Origin of the sequence: Alkalicoccobacillus murimartini (genome assembly GCF_030813245.1) — a bacterium.
Lineage (GTDB): Bacteria > Bacillota > Bacilli > Bacillales > Bacillaceae_D > Alkalicoccobacillus > Alkalicoccobacillus murimartini.
In genome coordinates, this window is sequence record NZ_JAUSUA010000003.1 from 54,526 (window position 1) to 78,681 (window position 24,156).

The 24,156-nt window shown below is 40.7% G+C and carries 24 protein-coding genes, 5 tRNA genes and 1 riboswitch; of the genes, 23 read left to right on the top strand and 6 right to left on the bottom strand.

The window, feature by feature from the left end:
- Nucleotides 1-39: 39 nt before the first annotated feature.
- Entirely contained in the window at nt 40-2,715 is a 2,676-nt protein-coding gene (locus J2S05_RS11110) for an alpha-L-rhamnosidase (protein WP_306982796.1), read from the bottom strand.
- Nucleotides 2,716-2,929: 214 nt separating this feature from the next.
- Nucleotides 2,930-3,030, top strand: a riboswitch (purine riboswitch).
- A 57-nt stretch (nt 3,031-3,087) separates the two neighbouring features.
- Here J2S05_RS11110 and J2S05_RS11115 point away from each other — a divergent pair.
- Together J2S05_RS11115 and J2S05_RS11120 are read left to right on the top strand one after the other, a co-directional pair.
- Nucleotides 3,088-4,425 (top strand): 5'-deoxyadenosine deaminase, encoded by a 1,338-nt coding sequence (locus J2S05_RS11115; protein WP_306982798.1) that lies wholly within the window; start codon nt 3,088-3,090, stop codon nt 4,423-4,425.
- A 1,067-nt stretch (nt 4,426-5,492) separates the two neighbouring features.
- Nucleotides 5,493-6,143 carry a DUF421 domain-containing protein gene (locus tag J2S05_RS11120; protein WP_306982800.1) on the top strand — a complete coding sequence of 217 codons (651 nt, stop codon included), beginning with the start codon at nt 5,493-5,495 and terminating at the stop codon, nt 6,141-6,143.
- On the opposite strand, the gene J2S05_RS11125 is transcribed toward J2S05_RS11120, so the two are convergent.
- The 3 genes from J2S05_RS11125 to J2S05_RS11135 all read right to left on the bottom strand — a co-directional run bounded on the left by J2S05_RS11125 (nt 6,127) and on the right by J2S05_RS11135 (nt 7,126).
- Nucleotides 6,127-6,468 carry a hypothetical protein gene (locus J2S05_RS11125; RefSeq protein WP_306982802.1) on the bottom strand — a complete coding sequence of 114 codons (342 nt, stop codon included), beginning with the start codon at nt 6,466-6,468 and terminating at the stop codon, nt 6,127-6,129. The two genes, J2S05_RS11120 and J2S05_RS11125, sit on opposite strands and share 17 nt — an antisense overlap.
- Nucleotides 6,469-6,662: 194 nt before the next feature.
- Complete coding sequence (locus J2S05_RS11130) at nt 6,663-6,851, bottom strand: YjcZ family sporulation protein (protein ID WP_306982804.1); 189 nt, start codon at nt 6,849-6,851, stop codon at nt 6,663-6,665.
- Between the two features lie 92 nt (nt 6,852-6,943).
- Nucleotides 6,944-7,126, bottom strand: coding sequence for a hypothetical protein (locus J2S05_RS11135; protein ID WP_306982805.1), 183 nt, complete (start codon nt 7,124-7,126; stop codon nt 6,944-6,946).
- A 162-nt stretch (nt 7,127-7,288) separates the two neighbouring features.
- Here J2S05_RS11135 and J2S05_RS11140 point away from each other — a divergent pair.
- The 5 genes from J2S05_RS11140 to J2S05_RS11160 all read left to right on the top strand — a co-directional run bounded on the left by J2S05_RS11140 (nt 7,289) and on the right by J2S05_RS11160 (nt 7,908).
- Nucleotides 7,289-7,360, top strand: a tRNA-Glu gene (locus tag J2S05_RS11140).
- A gap of 178 nt (nt 7,361-7,538) precedes the next feature.
- Nucleotides 7,539-7,614, top strand: a tRNA-Val gene (locus J2S05_RS11145).
- Nucleotides 7,615-7,639: 25 nt separating this feature from the next.
- Nucleotides 7,640-7,724: transfer RNA gene (locus J2S05_RS11150), tRNA-Tyr, on the top strand.
- A 7-nt stretch (nt 7,725-7,731) separates the two neighbouring features.
- A tRNA-Gln gene (locus J2S05_RS11155) sits at nt 7,732-7,806 on the top strand.
- A gap of 29 nt (nt 7,807-7,835) precedes the next feature.
- Nucleotides 7,836-7,908 (top strand) — tRNA-Lys (locus J2S05_RS11160).
- 128 nt (nt 7,909-8,036) lie between these two features.
- Here the strand turns inward: J2S05_RS11160 and J2S05_RS11165 are convergent.
- On the bottom strand, nt 8,037-8,201 hold the full coding sequence (locus J2S05_RS11165) for an aspartyl-phosphate phosphatase Spo0E family protein (RefSeq protein ID WP_306982806.1): 165 nt from the start codon (nt 8,199-8,201) through the stop codon (nt 8,037-8,039).
- Between the two features lie 181 nt (nt 8,202-8,382).
- Between J2S05_RS11165 and sigW the strand changes: the two genes are divergently transcribed.
- The 14 genes from sigW (at nt 8,383) to J2S05_RS11235 (ending at nt 21,638) form a co-directional block, all read left to right on the top strand.
- Nucleotides 8,383-8,946 carry an RNA polymerase sigma factor SigW gene (gene sigW / locus J2S05_RS11170; protein ID WP_306982807.1) on the top strand — a complete coding sequence of 188 codons (564 nt, stop codon included), beginning with the start codon at nt 8,383-8,385 and terminating at the stop codon, nt 8,944-8,946.
- Nucleotides 8,947-8,964: 18 nt separating this feature from the next.
- Nucleotides 8,965-9,597, top strand: a complete 633-nt coding sequence (locus J2S05_RS11175) for an anti-sigma factor family protein (RefSeq protein ID WP_306982809.1) — start codon at nt 8,965-8,967, stop codon at nt 9,595-9,597.
- Nucleotides 9,598-9,730: 133 nt separating this feature from the next.
- Complete coding sequence (locus J2S05_RS11180) at nt 9,731-10,267, top strand: tubby C-terminal domain-like protein (protein ID WP_306982811.1); 537 nt, start codon at nt 9,731-9,733, stop codon at nt 10,265-10,267.
- Between the two features lie 217 nt (nt 10,268-10,484).
- A complete protein-coding gene (cdaA, locus tag J2S05_RS11185; RefSeq protein WP_306983465.1) occupies nt 10,485-11,321 on the top strand; it encodes a diadenylate cyclase CdaA in 837 nt (278 codons plus the stop codon).
- Entirely contained in the window at nt 11,314-12,552 is a 1,239-nt protein-coding gene (locus J2S05_RS11190; protein WP_306982813.1) for a CdaR family protein, read from the top strand. Before cdaA ends, J2S05_RS11190 begins: the two co-directional genes overlap by 8 nt.
- A gap of 22 nt (nt 12,553-12,574) precedes the next feature.
- Nucleotides 12,575-13,927 carry a phosphoglucosamine mutase gene (glmM, locus tag J2S05_RS11195; RefSeq protein ID WP_306982815.1) on the top strand — a complete coding sequence of 451 codons (1,353 nt, stop codon included), beginning with the start codon at nt 12,575-12,577 and terminating at the stop codon, nt 13,925-13,927.
- A 78-nt stretch (nt 13,928-14,005) separates the two neighbouring features.
- Nucleotides 14,006-14,929: a zinc-dependent alcohol dehydrogenase family protein gene (locus tag J2S05_RS11200; protein WP_306983467.1), complete on the top strand. Its 924-nt coding sequence runs from the start codon at nt 14,006-14,008 to the stop codon at nt 14,927-14,929.
- Between the two features lie 453 nt (nt 14,930-15,382).
- Entirely contained in the window at nt 15,383-15,820 is a 438-nt protein-coding gene (locus J2S05_RS11205) for a hypothetical protein (protein ID WP_306982817.1), read from the top strand.
- Between the two features lie 77 nt (nt 15,821-15,897).
- Nucleotides 15,898-16,356, top strand: coding sequence for a hypothetical protein (locus tag J2S05_RS11210; RefSeq protein ID WP_306982818.1), 459 nt, complete (start codon nt 15,898-15,900; stop codon nt 16,354-16,356).
- A 189-nt stretch (nt 16,357-16,545) separates the two neighbouring features.
- Nucleotides 16,546-17,406 (top strand): D-alanyl-D-alanine carboxypeptidase family protein, encoded by an 861-nt coding sequence (locus tag J2S05_RS11215; protein WP_306982820.1) that lies wholly within the window; start codon nt 16,546-16,548, stop codon nt 17,404-17,406.
- A 96-nt stretch (nt 17,407-17,502) separates the two neighbouring features.
- Complete coding sequence (locus J2S05_RS11220) at nt 17,503-18,624, top strand: sensor histidine kinase (protein ID WP_306982822.1); 1,122 nt, start codon at nt 17,503-17,505, stop codon at nt 18,622-18,624.
- 128 nt (nt 18,625-18,752) lie between these two features.
- Complete coding sequence (locus J2S05_RS11225) at nt 18,753-19,820, top strand: D-alanine--D-alanine ligase family protein (protein WP_306982824.1); 1,068 nt, start codon at nt 18,753-18,755, stop codon at nt 19,818-19,820.
- Nucleotides 19,817-20,962, top strand: a complete 1,146-nt coding sequence (alr, locus tag J2S05_RS11230; RefSeq protein ID WP_306982826.1) for an alanine racemase — start codon at nt 19,817-19,819, stop codon at nt 20,960-20,962. Before J2S05_RS11225 ends, alr begins: the two co-directional genes overlap by 4 nt.
- The gene (locus J2S05_RS11235) at nt 20,955-21,638 is read left to right on the top strand and encodes a response regulator transcription factor (RefSeq protein WP_306982828.1); all 684 of its coding nucleotides are present in this window, start codon (nt 20,955-20,957) and stop codon (nt 21,636-21,638) included. The genes alr and J2S05_RS11235 overlap by 8 nt, the downstream gene beginning before the upstream one ends.
- A 147-nt stretch (nt 21,639-21,785) precedes the next feature.
- Here the strand turns inward: J2S05_RS11235 and J2S05_RS11240 are convergent, their stop codons facing one another.
- Nucleotides 21,786-22,175, bottom strand: coding sequence for a MerR family transcriptional regulator (locus J2S05_RS11240; RefSeq protein ID WP_306982830.1), 390 nt, complete (start codon nt 22,173-22,175; stop codon nt 21,786-21,788).
- A 186-nt stretch (nt 22,176-22,361) separates the two neighbouring features.
- Between J2S05_RS11240 and J2S05_RS11245 the strand changes: the two genes are divergently transcribed.
- Entirely contained in the window at nt 22,362-23,402 is a 1,041-nt protein-coding gene (locus J2S05_RS11245) for an NAD(P)-dependent alcohol dehydrogenase (RefSeq protein WP_306982831.1), read from the top strand.
- A gap of 325 nt (nt 23,403-23,727) precedes the next feature.
- Nucleotides 23,728-24,006, top strand: a complete 279-nt coding sequence (locus J2S05_RS11250) for a hypothetical protein (RefSeq protein WP_306982833.1) — start codon at nt 23,728-23,730, stop codon at nt 24,004-24,006.
- Nucleotides 24,007-24,156: the final 150 nt, after the last annotated feature.

Here is a 24,156-nt window from a genome sequence, read left to right on the forward strand (position 1 = left end):
TTAGATGGCACTGCTTGTTTTAATAGGTTGGCACTGACTTTAATACTTAACAGCTTTCTTATGAAGCTTGGTTGAAATATTTGTAGGTTCAAAGTTAAAGGTGTAAGAACCAGACCCTAATTCAGCGGTGACATCCTCAAGCTGAAGAAGACCTTCAATGTCAGCAAGCTGTGTGGAGCCTTCACGTACATTTACGGCGCTGACTACAGGGAATTGAACCAAGCCAGTTGTATTGGGTGGAATATCGATGGACCATTTCACGCGTCCGTCTTCATCCATTTTCCAAGCGGATGTTACTTGCCCATAAAGAGTGTGTAGGGAAGCTTTGACCCAACGAAGTTCATTGGTGAAATGAGGTTCGAAGCGTATTCGTTGGTACCCTGGTTTATCACAGTCAATTCCTGCGACCTTTCTGTAAAGCCAATCACCTATTGAGCCATAAGCATAATGATTAAAGGAGTTCATGTCCGCACTCCAGAATCCGCCATCCTCTTTGATCCCATCCCAATGCTCCCAAACTGTTGTTGCTCCTTTTTTAACCTGGTAGAGCCATGAAGGATAGTCATCCTGGAAAAGGAGGGTGTAGGCAATATCTGTGTGACCCGCTTTTGTGAGGGCGAAGTTCAAATAAGGTGTGCCCACAAAGCCTGTTTTCAGGTGATAATTCGCGTCGCTCATTAACTGCTTCAGCTTTTGTTCCGTTCGCTCGCGTGTTTTACCTGTGACGAGATCAAAGTTTAGGGCGAGGATATGTGCTGTCTGTGTAGGCACCGCAAGTCGGCCATTGGTGGTGATGAACTCATTAGAAAAGGCGTCTTGAACCTGACTGTGGAGCTTTTTGTAGTGATGATGATCAGCCTCCAATCCAAGAACATGTGCCGCCTTGCTAACTAGTTTGGCCGAATAAGCATAGAAGGCTGTTGCTATAAAATCTCTTTCTGTTGCTCCAATGTAGCTACCTGGCTTGGAATCAAGGGCGAGCCAATCACCGAAGTGAAAGCCAGTATTCCAAAGGTATGGATCATCTCCTTGCTGATGAATATAGTTCACCCAAGCTTTCATGCTCCCAAATTGCTCTTCAAGAATTCGTTTATCTCCATAATTCTCATAAAGAACCCAAGGGCAGATGACTGCTGCATCTCCCCATGCGGCAGACGAATGAGAGGTCTCATTCAGAACATGTGGAATGACAAACGGAACAGAGCCATCCTCGCCTTGCTCGCTAGATAGATCTCGTAACCACTTTTTGAAAAAAGGGACAACATTATAGAGATAAGAAGCCGTGCTGATAAACATTTGAGCATCGCCGGTCCACCCGAGCCGTTCATCTCGCTGAGGGCAGTCAGTCGGAACATCAAGAAAGTTTCCTTTTTGTCCCCAAACAATATTGTGCTGTAGTTGATTAATAAGTTCATCTGAGCATTCGAACGTTCCAATTCTCTGCATGTCCGAGTGCAGGACAATGCCAGTGAAGTCTTCAAGTTGAACCTGACCTGGAAAATCAATCAATTCAACATACTGAAATCCTTGAAAAGAAAAGAAAGGCTCGAATTCCTCTTTGTCGTCACCTTTTAATGTATAGGAAACAGTCTGTTTGGCTTTTCTCAAGTTATCTACGTAAACATTTCCATCGGCATCAAGAACTTCGAAATGACGGAGGGACACTGTTTCTCCTCTTTTTCCTTGTATTCGAAAATGGACCCACCCAACCATATTTTGACCGAAATCAAGAACCGTCTGCCCTTTTGGTGTCCGAATGATCTCGATAGGTGTAAGGTGCTCTTGTTTGCGTACAGGTTCATTCTCTTGTGAAACAATTCTCCCTTTTGGTTTCTCTGCATGAATCACAGACACCCAGTCGTCAAGCGAGAATTCGGGTTCATCCCAACCTGGCTGTTCGAGTCGCGCATCATACGTTTCTCCATGATAAATCTCAGAAGATAAGATAGGACTGATTCCAGCTTTCCATGTTGTATCTGATCGTATGATTGTCTGTTCATTGTTATCATTTATAATATGAAGTTCCGCTAGAAGAGCACTCTCTTTTCCGTAGATGTCAATTTTATCTTCCCATCCAAGGTTACTCCTGTACCAACCTTTTCCGAGAGTAAATGCAAGGACATTCTCTCCGTTTCTAATGAAATCAGTGACGTCGTAGGTTTGATACTGAATGCGATCATTATAGTTCGTCCAACCAGGAGCAAAGTAAGTATCACTGATTCGTGCTCCATTTAACCTGGCTTCGTATAGACCTGCAGCTGTAGTGTATAATCGGGCGCTTTTTATATTCGGTAGCTCATACGTAAAGCTTTTTCGAAAACGAGGTGATTGATCTGGGTGTATAGCTGAAGGGGGGATCGTAATCCATTCGGCCTGCCAGTTTGATTCTGACTGCAGCCCAGTTTCAAACCATAGATCCTTTTCCCAGTCACTTTCTTCATCTTCTGACCAGACTTTCACTCGATAGTAGTAGCGTGTTGTAGGTGTTGCTTCAAAATGTGGCATGTTAACATGAATCGATTCACTGGATTCAATTCTTCTTGAGTCGGCGAGGATAGATGTGAAATTAGAGTCGAGGGACACTTGGATTTGATACGCGTTTTGTACCATAGAGCGACGAGTAGAAGATAATTCCCAGCATAGTCTCGGTTTCTGACAGTCAATTCCTAATGGTTGCTGCTGGTATTCACACCGTACATTCTGAATAGATAGCAAAAGGCATTCCTCCTATTAGTGATTGTGTAAGTATTATTTCATGCGTAGCTAGTTATAGTATAAAGCAAAGAAAGCGCTTACGCATTATTCTTGGATGCATTATTTAGTAAGCCAGCTCATAGAAAAGTTAATGAAACGTTTGTTTAAAACATTGTTCGTAACATTATGTAACGGGGGTATTGTCGACTCTTTGGTTTTGACCTAAACTAAACATATAGTTTTATATGGTGGTCATCGTATAACCCCAATAATATGGATTGGGGGTTTCTATTAGGAGCCTTAAACTTCCTAGCTACGAGAATAGGTTTGCCCTATTTTTGTGGCTATTTTTTGTGGGCAAATCTTCTTTTATTTAAAAAAGGAGTGATCGAAGTGGGAAGCATTTTAATTAAGCAGGCTGAGATTGTAACGATGAACAAGGACGAGGAAATATTTATTGGGGACCTTTTGATTGAAGGAACGGTCATCAAAGCGATGGGTAAGAACCTTGGTGATATACAGGTGGATAAGGTAATTGACGGTCGAGGAAAAACGGTGATTCCTGGTTTTGTACAGACGCATATTCACCTATGCCAAACAGCTTTTCGAGGCAAAGGCGATGATCTTGAACTAATGGATTGGCTACAGAAGCGCATTTGGCCACTTGAGGCTGCGCACGATGAGGAGTCGATTTATTATTCAGCGATGCTTGGAATAGGTGAATTGATTCAAAGTGGCACGACCTCTATTGTGGATATGGAGACTGTTCACCATACAGATTCAGCCTTTCAAGCAATTGCTTCTACAGGAATAAGAGCTCTTGCTGGAAAAGTGATGATGGATAAAGGAACTGAGGTACCAAAGGCATTGCAGGAAAATACCCAGCAATCCATTCAAGAAAGCGTAGATCTGTTGGAGAAGTGGCATAATCATGACCAAGGAAGAATCCAATATGCATTTACACCGAGATTTGTTGTGTCATGTACAGAACCTCTCTTGAAGGAAGTTCAAAAATTATCGGATCATTATCAAGTGAAGGTGCACACACATGCGTCAGAAAACCGTGGAGAAATAGAAATTGTCCAGGCGGAGACAGGCATGAGAAATGTGGTGTACCTCGATCATTTAGGATTGGCGAACGAACGATTGATCTTAGCTCATTGTGTCTGGTTAGATGCACAAGAAAAACGGATCTTAAAAGAGCGTGGAGTAAAGGTGACCCACTGCCCAGGTTCGAATTTGAAATTAGCATCAGGCATCGCCGAAATCCCTGATCTACTCAGTCAGGACATTGCTGTCAGCCTAGGCGCAGATGGAGCCCCGTGCAATAACAACCTAGATATGTTTAACGAAATGAGAATGGCTGCTCTTATCCAAAAGCCAATACATGGCCCAACCGCGATGAACGCACGGACGGTTTTCCGAATGGCGACTCGTGGAGGCGCAAAAGCAATTGGACTGGAAGATGAAATTGGCAGCCTTGAAGTCGGCAAGAAAGCAGACATCGCCATTTTAGACCTGAACGATTTTCATACGTATCCTTCCTTTGATGTAGATACCATCTCCCGTATTGTCTACTCAGCAACACGGGCAGATGTAGAAACAACGATTATCAACGGACGAATCGTTATGGAAAATCGCATGATGAAAACATTAGACAAACAGCTAGTCCTGAGCGAATCCAATCGAGTCATGAAACGCTTAGTTAAGCGACTTCCGAAGATTTCTTAGAAGGGTTAGAGTTTATCAAGAGGTTTCGGGGTGGGACCAAGATGGATCGGAATTTAGTAAGAGGCGGAAGGCGATAGTAAGAGCGATCATATTTTATTCAAGAAGGATTCAAGCTTAATTAAGAGCCGAGACCTGTTATCAAGAGCTCTGCTGGAGTTATCAAGCGGAGGACCGAATTTAGTAAGAGCGAGAAGCGGGTTTCATTAAGTTCACGTGACCAAAGGAATAAAAATGGACATTTTTATGAAGGGCATTGGATGATGAGGGCGTATCAAGAAGCTTCGTGCTGAGACCAAGATGGATAGAAGTTTGGTAAGAGGTAGAAGGCGATAGTAAGAGCGATCCACTTTTAATCAAGACAGATCCAAGCTAATCAAGAGCCAAGGTCTGTTATTAAGAGCTTTGCTGGAGTTATCAAGCGGAGGACCCAATTTAGTAAGAGCGAGAAGCGGGAACTATCAAGTTCAAGTGACCAATGGATTAAAAATGGCCATTTTTATGAGGGGCATTGGATGATGAGGGCGTATCAAGAGGCTTCGTGCTGGGATCAAGACGGATAGAAGTTTGGTAAGAGGCAGAAGGCGATAGTAAGAGCGATCCACTTTTAATCAAGACAGATTCAAGCTCAATCAAGAGCCAAGGTCTGTTATCAAGAGCTTTGCTGGAGTTATCAAGCGGAGGACCCAATTTAGTAAGAGCGAGAAGCGGGATTCATCAAGTTCACGTGACCAAAGGAATAAAAATGGAAATTTTTATGAAGGGCATTGGATGATGAGGGCGTATCAAGAGGCTTCGTGCTGGGATCAAGAAGGATCGAAGTTTAGTAAGAGGCAGAATGTGATAGTAAGAGCGATCCACTTCTAATCAAGATAGATCCAAGCTCAATCAAGAGCCGAGGTCTGTTACCAAGAGCTCGGCTAGTATCACCAAGAAGTTTTACAACTGAACTAAGAAAAACCCATTCATTCTTCTCGAGTGAATGGGTTTTTGGTGTGTAAGTCCATGAATACTCCACCAACTCCGACAAATACTATAACCAAATCACTCTGTCGGAAGGGGATAGAAGTATGGAAGCTATACTTATTGCATTACTTCGCACAGCTATTGTTTTTTTCATGATTCTGTTTTTCTTTCGTTTAACGGGTAAAAAAGATATTGGAGAAATTAGTGTTCTTGATATTGTGGTTACACTCTTAATTGTTGATATAGCGGTCATCATGATTGAGGACACAAACATTCCAATTTTAAAAGGTTTGGCTCCGGTACTCTTATTGTTTGCGATTCAGTATACATTTTCTCGCCTTTCTTTAAAGAACCAGAAGTTTCGAGATATAGTGGATGGAAGACCGGTCCTTATTATTCGAGAAGGTGAGCTTCAACAGGAGAATATGAAGAAGCAATCATACAATCTAGATGATGTGTTACTTCAACTCCGAACAAAAGATATTTTTGATATTCGTGAGGTGGAGTATGCGTTGTTAGAGACTTCAGGCGCATTATCGGTTTACAAAAAAGGAGATCAATATCCCTTTTCTTTGCCATTCATTTTAGATGGGATGGTTCAAGAAGAGCATTTAAGTATCCTTGGAAAATCTTCTGATTGGCTAAAGAAAGAATTAGAGGCAAGAGGATATTCCAACTTTGAAGATGTGTTCTATTGTGGATTCACGAAAGAAAAGTATTTGTATATTGCTCCGAGAATTACCGATCAGAGTTAAAAAAAGAGCGTACATTCATTTGGAGAACTTCTTCAAGATCCTCTAGACGAATAAGATAATAATCAATATCAGCGGGCATTGAGACTTCTAGATCTTTTGAGGCTTGATCAGTATGTAAGATGAATTGATTCTGATCGGCAGGTCTTATTGCAAGTGCAGCCTGAGTGATTGTGACAATGGTTAGCTCATCATGGAAATCTTCAGCTTCCATTCGTTCAAAAGGAGCGGATAGGTTAACGGTTAGTGAACCAAATGTGTTGGGTGCAGGAAGTAGCAGCCATTGTGGCAGAAGGTTCCCGTCTAGTTCTTCGTAATAGACTTTCATACCATCACTCCTCTGTGTATTCATATGTACAGTATAAAGCACAAACAACCAAGTAAAAAAGAGCCGTCTCAATTTGGGTGCATTCTTGTAAGAATGGCCTTGAAATGAGACAACCCTTTATATTTTATGGCATACAGAATTTCACCAATACTTCTGTATTAAAAGAATTGGTGAGTCGTACATACTACCTCTTATTATTTACAATAAGAAGCACCAATGATAACAAGTAGGATGAAAAGAACAACGATTAGTGCAAAGCCGTTGCCACAACCGCCGCTGTAACCTCCTACAGGTCCTTGCTGTCCGTAACCGTAACCACCGCCACAACCATAATCACAACCGCCGCCGTAGTTACCACCGCCATTACCACCGAAGAAGCCCATGCGTACACCGCCTTTCAAAGGGAATACTTTACTTTATGCAATGACTAACATTTGGCTACGGATGTGGGCTTATTTTTAAATGATCGGGCTAATTACCTACTTTTAGTCAGCTGGCTTTTCTTCAGGCCTGTTACCGCTCCAACAAGATTTATATCGATACCGTAATCAAGCATACATTCAGCTACTTCGAGCTTGGTTTCTTCTCTTGTGGAATACCGGACTCGTTCTAATACAGCAAGGAAATCAGCCTGTGTAAGCTGTGCCTCCGACTTCATAAATCATCATCCTTTAGCGTTTCTTTTTAGTATAACGAATGTATGTTCGTATGGAAAGCAGAAAATAATAGAAATATTTTTGAAAAAAGTTTTGAAAAACGCTTGTCTTATTTATATGGATTGGGTATAATACTTTTTGTCAGTGTTTCAGACACTTGATCTGGCCCGTTGGTCAAGCGGTTAAGACACCGCCCTTTCACGGCGGTATCACGGGTTCGATTCCCGTACGGGTCATCATTATCTAATTGATATTGAGCGAATGACGAAAAGATTCGCAGCGTATCTAAGTTGGCAAGAAGAAGCAAGAAGGTCGAGGACATGAGTTTTTGAAGAAGAGAGCGTACCTTAGTACGTGACTGACTGAAAAAACGTAATGGACGAAGAGATTCGTAGCTTATTCGCAGCCAAAAGTGGAGGATTAGCTCAGCTGGGAGAGCATCTGCCTTACAAGCAGAGGGTCGGCGGTTCGAGCCCGTCATCCTCCACCATTTATTTTTTCAACATCTTTAAGCTGGAGGGGTAGCGAAGTGGCTAAACGCGGCGGACTGTAAATCCGCTCCCTACGGGTTCGGCAGTTCGAATCTGCCCCCCTCCACCATTTTTGTTGGGCTATAGCCAAGCGGTAAGGCAACGGATTTTGATTCCGTCATTCCCTGGTTCGATCCCAGGTAGCCCAGCCATTTTTTAAAAGGCACCACTAAGTAAACATGAGCCATTAGCTCAGTTGGTAGAGCATCTGACTTTTAATCAGAGGGTCGAAGGTTCGAATCCTTCATGGCTCACTCTTTTTTTATTTTACTAATAAATTAACGAACATTATATAATGAGAAGCTTTATCTTCTACTGGGAGTGAAGCTTCTTTTTTTGTGCACAATAAAAAAACATCTCATAAGTTGAGATGTCTATGTGACTAGCCTGCAATAGTTGTTTTATATTCATTAAGTAAGTGATCTAGCTCTTGGCTACGATTAATCATATCTGGTGAGCTTAGCTCTAATGACAGCGCCATTACGTTTAAGTCGTGGCGTACTCTTTCTATATTTGTTAAGAGCGTATGTGTAGTCTTTGAAGTCATTTCACATCACCCCTTTTCTGGGAAAATAGTCCGATTTTAGTGTGGACATTACTTAAGTACCCGATTTTTCTTCATCCAAACGTCTTTTTTCTGATAAAATAAAAAAAGTACATATATATTGTGAAACTTTTTTATAGCCGGTACGTAAACGGTACAGATTGAAGCAGTCAGGGGTATTTCTATGGACACTCTAATAAAGAAATTGATAAAAGAAGTGAAAAAAGGGGACACTGAGGCCTTCAGTGAAATCGTTGATCTATTTAAGGATAAGGTATATCAAGTAGCTTATCGAATGGTCGGACATCCTCAAGAAGCACAAGATGTAGCGCAAGAAGCTTTTTTACGTGCCTATACAAACCTTGATAAGTACGACATGAATCGCAAATTTTCCACGTGGCTGTTTCGTATCGCGACAAATGTGGCCATTGATCGTCTTAGGAAAAAGAAACCGGATTTTCATCTTGAAGATAAGGTGAAAGGAACTGAGGGATTGACGTATGAGTCGCAACTTGCGGCTGATCAAGACCTGCCTGAGGATCAAGTGGTAACGTTGGAGATGCAGGAGTGGATTCAATCAGAAATTAATCAGTTGCCGCTGAAATACAGGTCGGCCATTATTTTGAAATATATAGAGGATCTCTCACTTAAAGAAATTAGTGAAATCCTTGATATGCCAATCTCGACAGTGAAAACAAGAATTCATCGAGGGCGAGAGGCACTTCGGAAACGTATGAGGAATGTTTAGAAAAGGAGGCATATTTCTATGTCGTGCGAGTCACATGTACAAGGCTTAATTCATAAATATTTAGATGGAGATGCAAGTGAAGTAGAGAAAAACGAACTCTATCTGCATGCTGAGACCTGTGAAGAATGTGATTTGCATCTTCGTGAGCTAAAGAAAGTCATCGCATTTACGCAAAGTGCGTCTCATATTGAAGCTCCTGCTAATTTTACAAATCAGGTTATGGCGAAATTACCGCCTAAAAAGCAATCATTTAAATGGAAAAATCAACTAAGCAAGCATCCGATTTTGGTTGCGGCTGCCATCTTCTTTTTATTAATGTCAGCATCGTTCTTCACATCTTGGTCAGGAGATGCTGATAAAGTAACGGTTTCTGGCTCGGGTAATATTCAAATCAACAAAGAAACGGGTGTTGTCACAATACCTGCTGGTGAGACCATTGAAAGCGACCTGGTAGTCCGCAATGGACAATTGGTGGTAGAAGGTAATGTTGAAGGTGACGTTCTTTTAGTCAACAGCAAACCGTACTATGCATCAACGGGGGAAGTAGCTGGTGAGATAGAGGAAGTCAACCAAGCGCTGGAATGGGTATGGTATAACACCAAGCATTTCTTCAGCGAAGTGGTATCTGTTTTTGATTCAGATAACGAATAAAATAAAAAGTAAACGAAGGATCCTCATCTGTATCAAAGGTGAGGGTCTTGTTTTTATGGTGAGAAGTGTACATGTTTGAGCTTGTTGATTAAGTGGAAAATACTAGGTAAAAGGCAGTGTGAAAGGGAGATACATGAAATTCACATATCAGTTACCTAATTATAAGGCGAGCCTTAACGAAATAGACGTGGTAGATAGTACAGAAAGTGTGGTAGGTACCCTTCAACGTTTTGGGCAAAATACGTTTATTGAAAAGGTTGCGCGGCACGTATCAGCTACTTTTGTCTCAAATGTAAAGGTAACAGTCCCTGGATCTCATGACATCTACACGCTACAGTTAAATCATCAGATAAAAGCACTTGTCTCAACTGCCGAGTGGACAATTAAAGAGAACGGGAAAACGATTGGCTCGATAAAAGAAAAAGGTGTTGGCAGAACGTTATTCATGGATCTTATGGGTGAGAGAGTGAAGGCGAAAGCTGAAATTGGATCCTTAAGGGAGATCAAATTCTTTCAGATGAATGGCCGTAAAGAACGGCTTATTGCGGAGGGGAAACGCACCCTACATGTAACAAGACCAATGATGACTCTATCCATTAATCAAGAGCGCACATCGATTATGCCGCAGTTACTTGCGGCCCTAAGTTTTGTACATAGTAATCAAGTATGATGCTAAAACCACAGTTTTTCATATCTTCTCCTTTCTCTTCCATCTCAAATAGTGAGATTATATGGTATAATGAGGCAGCTAATGTCGTAAGGTAAGTGTATGGTATTTTGATTGCGCTTGCGTTAGCTGATAGAGAGACATTAAGTTGGACAAGTTTTATGTCCAATTCACTTGAGTAGAGTAGATTGATTTGTTTGGAGGAAAGGCAATGCTGGCTATGCTTCCGTTTGATTCGCCATTTGAAAATGTTGGTTGGCTGAGCTATATTGGCCAGATTATTGATATATTGCTTGTAACATACGTGGTTTACAAGTCTATTATGATTATTAGAGGAACGCGTGCTGTTCAATTGGTAAAAGGTATCACGGTTATTCTAATTGTTTGGTTTATAAGTGGTTTCTTTGGTCTGAGGACACTTGAGTTTATTATGTCTCAGACACTTACATATGGGTTACTGGCAATTATCATTATCTTTCAGCCGGAGCTTAGAAGAGGTTTGGAGCAGCTTGGGAGAGGACGTTTCTTTTCAAGTCGAACGACTCCTAAAAATGAGCCTGTACAGAAGTCTATTGATGCCATTATTAAATCATGTACATATATGGGAAAAAGACGTATTGGGGCTTTGATCTCCATTGAGCGTCAAACAGGATTGAGTGATTATGCAGAGACAGGGATACCGATGAATGCTAATCTCACCTCTGAGCTTCTCATTAATATCTTTATACCGAATACACCGCTTCATGATGGAGCCGTTATCCTTAAAGATCAGACGATACTAGCTTCAGGCTGTTATCTGCCTTTATCGGAGAATCCATTTATTTCTAAGGAGCTTGGAACAAGACACCGTGCTGCTCTAGGAGTAAGTGAGGTGACAGACTGTATCACCATTATTGTCTCTGAAGAAACGGGTAATATTTCTGTGACAAAAAATGCGGATCTTCATCGTGATCTCTCGGAAGAGCAACTGCGAGAGATCCTAGAGAAAGATATGCTTTCTGAAGAGAAGGCGTCAACACATTCGCGCTTCAAGTGGGGAGGGAAGAAAAATGGATAGGTTGTTCAATAGCCATTGGTTTGTACGCGTCATCGCTTTTTTTGTAGCGTTAATGCTATTCGCCATGGTCAATCAGGACAACCTTGGCAACCAGCCAAGTGTACTGCCGACCATTAGCAACAGCTCCTATACACTTGAAGAAGTTGATCTACAAGTACTTTATAATGAAGATGATTTAGTGTTAACAGACGCACCAGCCACGGTCCAGGTTAATCTTAGCGGGTCAAGGAGTGCGCTGGCCTATTTTCAAATGATGAGACCTGCCTATGAAGTGTTCATTGACGCGAATGAGCTTGAAGAGGGAACACACCGAGCTCAAATTCAGTATAGAGGATTCCCTAGTGAACTATCTGTTTCGGTGACACCGTCTGCTGCAACCATTGAGCTTCAGGAGATTCAGACGTCATCCTTCCCAGTTCAAGTTGATCTCATCAATGCAGATAATGTTGAAGAAGGATACACGGTAGGGACACCAATTGTTACACCAATTAATGTGGATGTGACCGATGCCAGAGAATGGCTTTCCTATGTCGAATCTGCGAAGGTGTTTGTAGACATGGAAGGTGCAGACAGTACGATCGAAGACGAATACCCGGTTCATCTATATAACTCAGATGGACTAGAGCTTGAAGTGGAATCGAATCCTAACTTTGTAACTGTGCGTGTACCAGTTACTAGCCCAAATAAATTGGTGCCTGTTAGTATTAAACGAACAGGCGAGCTACAAGATGGCTTAAGTATTGAGAACATTGAGCTTGAACCAGGAGACGTCACTGTTTATGGACCAAGTGATTACATCGAGAATCTAGATTCTTTAAGTGGCGTAGAGCTTGATCTTAGTGAGATAGAAGAAACAACCACTGTTGAGCTGGATGTGCCTGTGCCTGAAGGGGCAGAGCGTGTTGAGCCTGAAACGATTTCAGTGGAAGTAACATTGGGTGAAGAGGAAGAACGTGAGCTGTCTAGTGTACCTCTTACGATTATGGGCACAACAGATGATAAAACGGCGGTCTTTCAACTAGAGCAACCGTCCAGCATCAGTGTCATGGCATATGGAACAGAAGAGCAATTGGATCGTATGAGCACCTCAGATTTTCAGGCATATGTTGATATTAGCGAAGTCTCTTCTGGAGATAAAGAAGTCCCAATTGAATTCAATGGGCCACAAAATATTCGATTTGAAACAGAAGACTCAGATGCGCTACTGACAGTTACTGATCAGTCAGAGTAGGAGAGTCGAAGGAGCGATAACAATGGGAAAATATTTTGGAACGGATGGTGTCAGGGGAGTAGCGAATACAGAGCTAACACCTGAGCTTGCCTTTAAGCTAGGACGAATAGGCGGATATATTTTAACTAAACATAGTGAAGGTCAACCACGTGTAATCATTGGAAGAGATACAAGAATCTCTGGAGAAATGTTGGAGAGTGCGCTAGTTGCGGGCCTTCTATCAATGGGCGCAGAAGTCATGCGCCTTGGTGTCATTTCGACTCCGGGAGTAGCTTTTTTAACAAAGAATATTAGTGCGGATGCAGGTGTCATGATTTCCGCATCACATAACCCGGTACCTGACAATGGGATTAAATTTTTTGGACCAGATGGTTTCAAGTTAAAAGATGACCAAGAAACGGAGATTGAAGCACTTCTTGATGCGGAAGAGGATACATTACCTCGTCCAACAGGTGCGGCCCTTGGTCAAACCAACGACTATTTTGAAGGTGGACACAAGTACATTCAATTCTTGAAGCAGACGGTTGAAGAAGACTTCACTGGTATCCATGTGGCGCTCGATTGTGCAAACGGAGCTGCATCTACTTTGGCGCGCCATGTATTTGCTGATCTGGATGCAGATATCTCAGCTATGGGTAGCACACCGAACGGCATTAATATCAATGAAGAGTGTGGCTCGACCCATCCAGAAAAGCTAGCTGAATTTCTATTAGAAAAAGAAGCAGATATCGGATTAGCCTTTGATGGCGATGCAGACCGTCTAATCGCAGTAGATGAAAACGGAAAAATCGTCGACGGTGACCAGATTATGTATATCTGTGCTAAGTATTTCAAGGAACACGGTCGATTAAACAACAGTACCGTTGTTACAACAGTGATGAGTAACCTTGGTTTTTACAAAGCACTAGAAGAAGCCGGAATCGATACGAAGCAAACAGGTGTCGGTGACCGTTACGTGATGGAAGAAATGCGTAAGGGAAGTTTTAACCTTGGTGGAGAGCAATCTGGACATATCATTTTCCTTGATTACATCACAACAGGAGACGGAATTTTATCTGCCCTGCAGCTTGTTAACATTATGAAAATGACAGGCAAAAAACTTTCTGAGTTAGCAGAGCCTATGCAAGTTTTCCCGCAAAAGCTAGTTAACATTCGAGTCACTGATAAGAATGCAGTCGAAGAAAATTCACTGGTAAAAGCAGCGATTGATAAAGTAGAAGAAGAAATGAACGGCAACGGACGTGTGCTCGTTCGCCCTTCTGGAACAGAACCTCTTGTCCGTGTCATGGTTGAAGCCGAGACCGAAGAGCAATGTAATCAATTTGTAGAGGACATTGCTGTGGTTGTGCGCGCAGAAATGGGCTTAGCTGAATAATAGAATGAATCATAAGCCGTTCTCCTTGCATGTCTAGGAGGCGGTTTTTTTAGATGGGGTGAGTACCAATTGCAGATAATGTGTGAACAATTTGGAGAGCCAAAAAAGGTTCTGACCATTAGGGATCAGGAACAGCTAGTTTTGGAGGAACATCAACTTCGTGTGAAAATGATCTATGCCCCAATTAATCCATCAGATCTTATCCCAATAAGAGGCTCCTATGCCCAACGGATCTCACTCCCTTATATACCTGGCTATGAAGGAGTTGGCAAAGTGGTGGATGTAGGCTGTGGTGTATCTGAAACTTGGATAGGTAAGCGAGTGTTGCCGTTACGTGGAGAAGGAACGTGGCAGGAGTATGTCACGTCTCCAGCAGAATGGGCAGTAGAAGTACCAGAAACAATGTCTGACTTCATAGCCGCACAGGCTTATATCAACCCATTAACAGCGTGGATCATCGCTACAGAAACCCTTGATCTCCAGCCAGGAGAAACGATCGCAGTGAATGCAGCAAACTCTGTATTAGGACGATTGCTTATTCAACTATCCCAGCACCTAAGGTTTAATGTTATAGCGATTGTTAGACGAACAACTCAGGTGGACGAGCTCCAACAACTAGGAGCGTATCAAGTCCTTTTGAAAGACATCGATTCAGTGGACGCAGCCATAGACATGGCAGGAGGAAGCTCTGGAACCGAACTTGCCTGCTGTGTAAAATCAGGAGGAACCTGCCTAAGTGTTGGACTTCTATCAGGAAAACCAATGGATGTGGCCAGTGTACTCGCTCGCAAACACATTAACCTAAAGATGTTCCATCTCCGACATTGGAATGCCAAAACAACCACTGAACAATGGCACAAAGCCTTTTTGATGATCAAAAAGCTACTTGAACAAGACATTATTCAAATTAAGAGCCCGTGCGCTATTTACTCATATCAAGACTGGAAAGAAGCCGTCGTTGAAGCAGAGAATAGGCAAGGTAAGGTATTTCTGTCTTTTTAGAAAAGAACCTGTGTCTGCGTAAGTGAAAACCGCTCTCCAAAGCAGGAGAAGCGGTTTTTTGTATGGGAAAATGCAGAGAGTGAAGGTGGGATCTAGCGTGGGAAGAAGAGGATCTAACGTGTAAAGAGAGACTCTAGCATGGGAGAAAGAGGATCTAACGTGTAAAGAGAGACTCTAGCATGGGAGAAAGGGGATCTAACGTGGGAAGAGAGGCTCTAACATGGAAAGAAGAGGTTCTAACGTGGAAAGAAGAGCTCTAACATGGGAAGAAAGGGATCTAACGTGGAAAGAGAGGCTCTAACATGGGAAGAAAGGGATCTAACGTGTAAAGAGAGGCTCTAACATGGGAAGAAGAGGTTCTAACGTGGGAAAAAGCAGCAGCCCCCTACTAAATTAAGCTTGGTACTAAATTCAATTAGCTCTATAATAAAAGGAAAACCTAAGGAGAATTAGATGAAACATCCATTTGAATTCTTACCTCTCGTACTTATTGTGGTTCTTACTGCTGGTTGTTCTAATGAATCTAAGTTGAATTCTGATGCTTGTGTTCAATTTGATCGAGAGCCTTTTGACTTTGACAGAGCGGTGGAAAGCGTAGATTTATTGGCCCATGTGAAAATCTCTGAACTGCACTCGGTTATTCATGAACATGGAGTGAATGCGCCGGTTTTTGAAGTGGAGATTTTAGAGGTTATCAAAGGTGAATCAGGCCAAGAAACAATCACAGTTTTTCAGGATAAAGAATGTGAGTTCGATCTATTTGAAGAGGGAGAGGAATGGATACTCTTTCTAAATGAGTACGTGGACTTTCCAGAAGCGGAATACTGGATTGAAGGATCAAAAGATGGTGTGTTTCGAATAGATGACGCTGTTATTGAAGAGATAAGGTAGGAAAAATGAGTCAATGAGGGATTTGAAGACTATCCAAAATAGTAAAGAAATCATTCATTTGAAATGGGGAACTAAATGTGAAAAAACTGATTTTCTCTCTATCCATCCTATCGATAATAATGTTGACCGCCTGCACAGAAAATCCTGAGGCAAAATTAAAAGAAGATATCTCAACCTTTAAAACCTCTGTATGTGCAGAAGTATCAATGGAGGCATTCATATTTGATGAGGCGGTAGAGCATGTAGACTTGATTGCTCATGTGAAAATGAACGAGATTGTAGGGATTCGTAAGAGAGAACTGCCTAAGGCCATATTCGAAGCTGATATTCTAGAAGTGATTAAAGGAGAGACAGACGAAGAGAAGATAACGATCATGCAAGAAAATCTATGTGGATTTGATCTCTTTGAAGAGGGAGAGGAATGGGTGCTCTTTTTGAATGAAACAGTGGATGCTCCAGAAGCTGACTATTGGATTGAAGGATCTTACCAAGGTGTCTTTGAGGTGGGAGATGAGATGGTAGAGAATCTTAAATAACAAAAGAAACAAAGAAGGGCTATTAAATAATTGGGTACGAGTCTTAAATAAAACCGTTATTGAGTAGAACTCGATGACGGTTTTACACATTTTATGGAGTCGTGTCTAACCACTTTAGAATTCTTAAGTTTTTCTTTGCAATTTCTTATGTTTTCATCGGTAAGCTCTGTTAATAAGGAGTTGATGGGGATGATAAAAAGTATGTTCACAATGGGGTGCATAGGGTTAGGGCTATTGTTTTTTTTGGTACCTATATTTCAGGCTGATAATGAACCAACATTGCTGTTAGATATGAATAAAGACATGAATCTGATTGAATCTGAGATTAATAAGGCGGTACCAGTTGCAAGTATTTCAAAAATAATGACAGAGTATCTTGTTCTCGAAGAATTAGAAGCAGGCACGATTACATGGGAAGATTCCGTTCGAGTAAGTGAGTCGGCAGCTAATAAAGAGGGCACACGAATTGAGGTTTCGGAAGGTGATGTTGTTTCAGTGCGTGATTTGTACATGGCTATGCTTCTCCCATCGGCGAATAATGCAACAACTGCGTTAGCTGAGCATCTTGCTGGTAGTGAAGTAGTTTTTGCTAGTCGCATGAACGAAAAGGCTAAGGCACTAGGTTTAACAAATACAAGCTTTGTAAATTCGACTGGTCTTAGTGAGATAGATACAAGAAGTAACCAAATGAGCGCGCGGGATGTAGCGTTGTTAGCGAAAGCCTTAATAACTGATTTTCCTAATGTTCTTCAGGATACATCAAGATCCTCGTACAAGCTTGATTATTCAAATGAACGTATTTATTCAACTAACCACATGTTAACGAAATCTTCTCTGGCTTTTGATGGGCTTGATGGATTAAAGACAGGCTATACAAATGAGGCGGGATATTGTTTTGTGGGGACGGCAGAAAGAGGTGGACAACGGTACATAACTGTTGTGTTAGGGACTTCAGAATATGATTCGCGCTTTATCAAGACTCAAAAGTTGTTATCATTCGCATTTGATCAGGGTTACGTCCCTACATTAGAGGCTTCTATCGGAAATTAGAATGAGGGTTCGCTCTGGAACGAATAGTGAATGGTATGATGGGTTTGTACGATACGGAGAAGACATTTACAAAGGTATATAGAGAGGAAGAGATTATTGAATAAGAGATATATGAGTCTTGTCTTTAAATGGGCAATGTTTTTGCTGATAAGTGGTTTTTTTACTAGTGTAGTTATTGCGGGGCTTTACTTTATCTATCGTATGACTTCTTCAAATGGATATGTAAATGTATTTGATCGTATTGCTGTGTCCTTTGCCGAAGTCGTATCTTTTTATTCAGATCAATTCTTTTCTCTGGTTTTTATTTTATTTTTTGTAGGTATTCTATTTAGTTTTTTAATAATCAGTCATAGATATATCTGCTATTTTGTTAAGCTGGAGAAAGACCTAGACCGGATGGCTAATGGTCAACTTACTCAACGATTAGAAGTTAAGGACAATCATGAATTTGGTCAATTGGCCAGGCAGGTTAATCAACTAGTTGAAAAGCTTGAAAAAACGGTTTATGAAGAGAGAGTTGCTGAACAATCGAAAACAGAACTCATTACAAATGTCTCTCATGATTTACGAACACCACTCACTTCAATTATGGGATACCTTGATTTGATTGAAAGAGATCAATATAAAGACGAAGTCACATTACGCTATTACACAGATATTGCATACGAAAAAACCAAACAAATGAACACGATGGTAAATGATCTATTTGAATATATTCGTACGAACAATCCGAAACTGATTCTGAATAAAGCGCACATCGATTTGAAAGAAGTCATTAATCAGTTGGCCTCTCATTTTTACCTTCAAATGAATGACGCAAAATTAAATCTCAGGTTGCACCTTCCGGATGAAGAAGTGAAGCAGCTTGTAGATGGAGAAAAACTTTCAAGAGTATTTGAGAATATCATTAGTAATGCGATCAAATATGGATCAGACGCTCCATTTATTGATCTTACTTTAAGTTGTGATTCTAAAGGATCCGTAATCGAAGTTCGGAATTATGGAGAGCCTATTGCTCAATCTGAGCTTCCGTTTATATTTGAACGGTTCTATCGTGTTGATCAATCACGCTCTAAAGACACAGGTGGATCCGGTTTAGGCCTGGCGATTGCAAAGAATATTGTTGAATTACATGGTGGTTCCATTCGAGTGACAAGTGATCAGGCAGGAACAGCTTTTACTGTAACACTACCTATTGAGAAGGCTCCTAAGGACTAATTCCTAGGGCTTTTTCTTTTGGTTTAAAAAATATTAATTTCTTTATGTTTCTTAAGATTTTCTTTCCGGTTTCTTTAACGGCTTTCCTTATGATGAAGATATTATAAGAAGTTAGGGGAGATTATAAGATGGAAAGAAGAACGGTAGCCGTCCTTTTTGGTGGAGTATCAACGGAACATGAGGTGTCACTGCAATCTGCTGCGGCTATTATTGAATCGATTCCTACAGCCAAATATAATGTAATTAAAATTGGTATTACTAAGAATGGTAGTTGGTATAAGTTTGATGGTATTAGTAAACAAATTAAAAATAAAAGCTGGGAAAAAAGTCCTTTTCTAAAAAGAGTCGTTATTAGTCCGGATCATCAGAAGCCAGGTTTAATTGTACTGGATGAGTCAGAACTAACCTATCTTAATATTGATTGTTACTTTCCTGTTCTTCATGGGAAAAATGGTGAGGATGGAACCATTCAAGGGTTATTTGATATTTCAGATGTTCCATATGTTGGTTGCGGTACTCTAAGCTCTGCTCTTTGCATGGACAAAGTATTCGCTCAGCAAATAGTAAGAAGTGAAGGCTTGCGCACAACGGAATTTATCTCTTTTCATAAGCATCAATACCGTTACCAAGAGGTAAAGACGTGGGCAAAGGAACAGGTTGGGTATCCAATCTTCGTTAAACCGGCTAATTCTGGTTCATCATATGGAATTACAAAAGTATCGAATGAGTTGGAGTTACATGCTGCAATTGAAGAAGCTTTTACCTTTGATGAGAAGGTCCTTTGTGAGGGAGCTATAAAAGGAATGGAAGTCGGGTGCGCAGTATATGGTAATGAGTCTCCTGAAGCTGGGCTAATAGGAGAAATTGAACCTAGTAAGGAGTTTCTTGATTTTAACGATAAGTATCTTTTAGGTGAGATAAAACAATATGTTCCTGCAAGACAGGAGCAATATCTGCTGAGTAAAGTGCAAGAACTAGGTATTCAAATTTATCAATTATTAGGCTGTAAAGGGTTAGCGAGAATTGATTTTTTTATTCAAAACGATGGTGAAATCATTTTTAATGAAATTAATACGATGCCCGGTTTTACGATGTCAAGCAGATACCCAACAATGATAGAAGCATCTGGCATCTCATATCCAGAATTACTTAATGAATTAATTGAGCTTGCTATTAGCAGGGGTAAAGCATCGTGAACCATCCTAGAGCCTGGGTAGATATTCATCTTAATCGTCTCAATCATAATGTTCAGCAAATAAATGCCTTAATCTCTAAGAAAACTAAGATTATGGCTGTTGTCAAAGCGGATGCATATGGTCATGGCTTAGAGCAGATCGTCCTAAGCTTACACAAGGTAGGAGTCACATCCTATGCTGTGGCAACGCTTGAAGAAGCCATTGAGGTAAGGGGCTTACTTCCTACAGCAGACATTTTGATTCTAGGTTTAACGCCTATTCATAATGTCTACCTGTTAGCTCACCACAGATTGATCCAAACGGTGTTTTCCGAGAGTTATGTGAAATCATTGGCTGCTGCTGCTACTTCAGCTGGCATTTTAATTGAAATCGAGATTAAAGTGGATACTGGAATGAACCGAATTGGCTTTGCTTACGATCAGATAAATGCCATTAAAATAGTATTTTCCTATAATAGTCTGAGAGTGAATGGAATCTATAGTCATTTGTCTGTAGCAGATAGTTTTAAGCCGGAAGACGTGGCTTTTACTCAGGTCCAGATTAATAGGTACGAGCTATGCTTAAAAGAACTGGATGGTTTTTCGTATGGTCGCACTCATCTGCAAAATAGCGCAGGAATTATTAATCAATCACATCTACAATTTGATTATGTGAGGCCTGGAATTATGCTTTTTGGGATTCCGTCTGGTGAAGTAAAAAAAGTAGATTTAAAACCAGTTTTAGAACTGAAAGCAAGCATCTCTATGATCAAAACAGTTAGGGCAGAAGAATATATTGGATATGGTCGTATTGTCAAATTTACGAAACCAAAGAAAATTGCAACCGTCTCCATTGGATATGCAGATGGTTACCCCAGAAGTTTATCCGGTAAGGGGGTGCCTGTTCTAGTGAATGGGCAATATGCCAATTTAGTTGGAAGGGTGTGTATGGATCAACTGATGATTGATGTAACTAATATAGATGGAGTAAGTGAAGAGGATCAAGTAATATTAATAGGGACTAGTCAAACCAAGAGAATCATGATGTCTACAATTGCAGAACAGACTCATACCATTACCAATGACCTCGCGTGTCAATTTTCGCTCCGCACGGTTAGACTATATACAACAAGTAATAAGAAGGATGTGGAAACAGTTGTCTAAGCATATTTTGATTGTAGATGATGATCATGAAATTGCTCATCTAGTAAGTATTTCTCTCAAAAATGAAGGATTTACGACAACGACAGCAAGTAATGGAGTAGAAGCACTTAGAAAAATGGATGAACATCAAATTGATTTAATTGTCTTAGATGTTATGATGCCTGAAATGAATGGGTTAGAGTTCTGTCAAACGGTTAGACAAACTCAAGACCTGCCTATTCTGATGATTAGCGCCAAATCAGAAGATATGGATAAAATTACTGGGATTATGACTGGTGCCGATGACTACTTAATCAAACCTTTTAATATCCTTGAGCTTATTGTCAGAATAAAAGCCTTATTAAGAAGAGCCTACTACTATCGAGATGTACCAAAAGACAACTCGTTACTCGAGTTGGGGGAACTTACTATTAATAAAAAGAAATATCAGGCAATAGTTGGAGGATTGGAAATTAAACTAACCTCAAAAGAATTCGAGATCTTATATTTACTAGCAAGTAACGCGGGCCAAGTATTTGACTCAGAAACAATTTTCCAACGCGTATGGAAGGAGAAGTATTACGATTCAAACAATACGGTCATGGTTCATATCAGCAATTTACGAGATAAGCTGGAAAAGGCACTAGGCTACAAAGTCATACAAACAGTTTGGGGAGTAGGGTATAAAGTTGAATAACTATATAGGAGTAAGGAGAAAGCTCCTATACACGCATCAGATCCTTCAAAACTTAAAACTATACATAAGTATTTTTATCATGAGCAATATAACATGTCAGAAGCTACTCATTATCTGCAAACAAGATAATAAATAGCTTCTATTCCGTTATTTTTTATGAATAGCCTCAGTTCCGGCTTCCAATGCTGTCATGTAATAGTGACATTTATGATTAATGATGTCCATGGTCTGTTTTAATTCTTCCATCTGAGCTTCTACAGTGGCTTTTCGTTCCAAAAACATCTCATATCTTTGCTTTAAGGTTGAATCACCCTCAGCACACCATCCGATAAATCCTTTAATTTCTTTTATCGGCATCCCACTAGATTTAAGGCATTGTATGATCTTTAATGATTCTAAGTCAGATTCTTTGAACAGACGAGTTCCACTTGGAGAACGCTCCACAAAAGGCATGAGCCCTTCCTTATCATAGTAGCGCAATGTATGTACGGTTAAATTCATTTCTTCTGCAACTTCGCCAATTGAGTAAGTCATCATCCTATCTCTCCTATTCGTAAACTATAGAGTTCGAGTTAACTTTAGCTTTAGTGTATCTTAGCATATGCATCTTTAACGATCCATATCAGATCTTTTTACTTGACCTAGAGTTAACTTTAGGGCTTACGCTAGTGTTGTTAGAGAGCAGGTTTCTCTATAAAACAAAAATGTTGGAGGTTCGATACTATGGTAAAAGCAAAGGCTCGTGCAGTAGATGGTCCAGATAAGGGATTTCGGGAAGCGGAGATTACTAGGCGTGACCTCGATCAACATGACGTTCTGATTGAAATTAAGTTTGCAGGCATATGCCATTCAGATATCCACACGGCTCATGGAGAATGGGGAGAGGTCAATTATCCGTTAGTTCCTGGACATGAGATTGCTGGGATTGTCACAGAGGTTGGTCCTGACGTAACCAAGTATAAAGTTGGTGACCGTGTAGGTGTTGGTTGTATGGTTGATTCATGTGGAGAATGTGAGAACTGCCAAAAAGGGGAAGAACAATACTGCAATAAAGGGAATATCCCTACATATGCAGGCGTTGATAAATATGGCGAGCCTACACAAGGTGGATATTCTACTCATATCGTTGTGACGGAAGGGTTTGTTGTTCAGATTCCTGATAACATTGCGTTAGATGCCGCAGCACCACTACTTTGCGCCGGGATTACTACCTATTCCCCATTAAATCGTTGGGAAGCAGGCCCAGGCAAAAAAGTAGCGGTCGTTGGTTTGGGAGGACTTGGACACGTAGCTGTTAAGATTGCACATGCGATGGGAGCTGAGGTAACCGTCCTTTCACAAACATTAAACAAAAAAGAAGATGGATTAAAATTTGGAGCAAAAGAGTATTATGCAACAAGGGAACCAGAAACGTTTGAAAAACTTGCAAATACGTTTGATCTAATCATCAATACGGTTAGTGCAAAAATCGACGTGGGTGCTTATATTAACTTGCTAGCCCTTGATGGAACAATGGTTAACGTGGGTGCTCCTGCAGAACCATTATCTGTTCATGTTATGTCATTAATAGGACGTCGCCGTTCATTTGCGGGATCGATGATTGGTGGAATTCGTGAAACACAGGAAATGTTGAATTTCTGTGCGGAGCATAATATCGCACCGGATATAGAAGTGATTTCTGCCGATGAGATTGATACAGCCTACAAACGTGTCCTAGGATCAGATGTCAAATACCGCTTTGTCATTGATACGAGCACAATGTAACTTAAACAAAAGGAAGGTGTCCCAACATTACATTGGGGCATCTTTTTTCTTCCATTAACACCCAATAAGCTGCATATATGTTAAATTATATAGGAGAGGTGATAGGGGGAGTTTGATTGAGAGTCATTCGATTACTATGTTTCTACTGTATCATGTTCATTGGAGGCTTATTGTTCGTCTCTTTCATTTTCGGTATGGGAGATCTAAGAAACGAATACTTACCATATGCTTTATTGGTATGTGCTGTATTATCAGCTATACACGTTGCTTTACCTAGTGATCAAGAGAGCAAAGCCAAAGAGATAGGAAAGGTTGATCAAAATTCATGAAAACAATAAGGAATTTAACGTTAGTTTTTTTTGTTTTATCATTTATTTTAATTGTCATAAGAGCGATTAACCATCTAAGGTTAGATCATGGAGAAACGACTAGTATGTGGTATATGATCTTGATCAATTTATTTTTTGCGTTGGCCGTTTCTTTCACTATCATAGACAGACAAAAAGAGGAGAAGGGGAACAAAGCGATTTGGATGTATCGATTCATGTGGGTCATTCCGGTGATATTAATCGTGAGAGTTGTACTTGAGGTTATTTATGTTTGATGGTCTCTTTAATTGAAATAAAAAAAGCCTTCCAAATGCCACAAAATTAGACAATTCCCCGAATCCCACACCACTCGTGAGTTTCCCGCATACACTACACGGTACACCCCACTCACAGCTTAACAATCTTGATTGACGGCACTTAGTCAA

Coding starts and splice junctions, on each gene's coding strand:
- J2S05_RS11215 (WP_306982820.1), top strand. CDS start 16,546: ATGATAAAAAGTATGTTCACAATGGGGTGCATAGGGTTAGGGCTATTG.
- J2S05_RS11225 (WP_306982824.1), top strand. CDS start 18,753: ATGGAAAGAAGAACGGTAGCCGTCCTTTTTGGTGGAGTATCAACGGAA.
- J2S05_RS11190 (WP_306982813.1), top strand. CDS start 11,314: ATGGATAGGTTGTTCAATAGCCATTGGTTTGTACGCGTCATCGCTTTT.
- J2S05_RS11240 (WP_306982830.1), bottom strand. CDS start 22,175: ATGATGACTTACTCAATTGGCGAAGTTGCAGAAGAAATGAATTTAACC.
- J2S05_RS11245 (WP_306982831.1), top strand. CDS start 22,362: ATGGTAAAAGCAAAGGCTCGTGCAGTAGATGGTCCAGATAAGGGATTT.
- J2S05_RS11250 (WP_306982833.1), top strand. CDS start 23,728: ATGAAAACAATAAGGAATTTAACGTTAGTTTTTTTTGTTTTATCATTT.
- J2S05_RS11125 (WP_306982802.1), bottom strand. CDS start 6,468: ATGAAAGTCTATTACGAAGAACTAGACGGGAACCTTCTGCCACAATGG.
- sigW (WP_306982807.1), top strand. CDS start 8,383: ATGGACACTCTAATAAAGAAATTGATAAAAGAAGTGAAAAAAGGGGAC.
- cdaA (WP_306983465.1), top strand. CDS start 10,485: ATGCTTCCGTTTGATTCGCCATTTGAAAATGTTGGTTGGCTGAGCTAT.
- J2S05_RS11120 (WP_306982800.1), top strand. CDS start 5,493: ATGGAAGCTATACTTATTGCATTACTTCGCACAGCTATTGTTTTTTTC.
- J2S05_RS11135 (WP_306982805.1), bottom strand. CDS start 7,126: ATGAAGTCGGAGGCACAGCTTACACAGGCTGATTTCCTTGCTGTATTA.
- J2S05_RS11175 (WP_306982809.1), top strand. CDS start 8,965: ATGTCGTGCGAGTCACATGTACAAGGCTTAATTCATAAATATTTAGAT.
- J2S05_RS11130 (WP_306982804.1), bottom strand. CDS start 6,851: ATGGGCTTCTTCGGTGGTAATGGCGGTGGTAACTACGGCGGCGGTTGT.
- J2S05_RS11180 (WP_306982811.1), top strand. CDS start 9,731: ATGAAATTCACATATCAGTTACCTAATTATAAGGCGAGCCTTAACGAA.
- J2S05_RS11165 (WP_306982806.1), bottom strand. CDS start 8,201: ATGACTTCAAAGACTACACATACGCTCTTAACAAATATAGAAAGAGTA.
- J2S05_RS11200 (WP_306983467.1), top strand. CDS start 14,006: ATGTGTGAACAATTTGGAGAGCCAAAAAAGGTTCTGACCATTAGGGAT.
- J2S05_RS11205 (WP_306982817.1), top strand. CDS start 15,383: ATGAAACATCCATTTGAATTCTTACCTCTCGTACTTATTGTGGTTCTT.
- glmM (WP_306982815.1), top strand. CDS start 12,575: ATGGGAAAATATTTTGGAACGGATGGTGTCAGGGGAGTAGCGAATACA.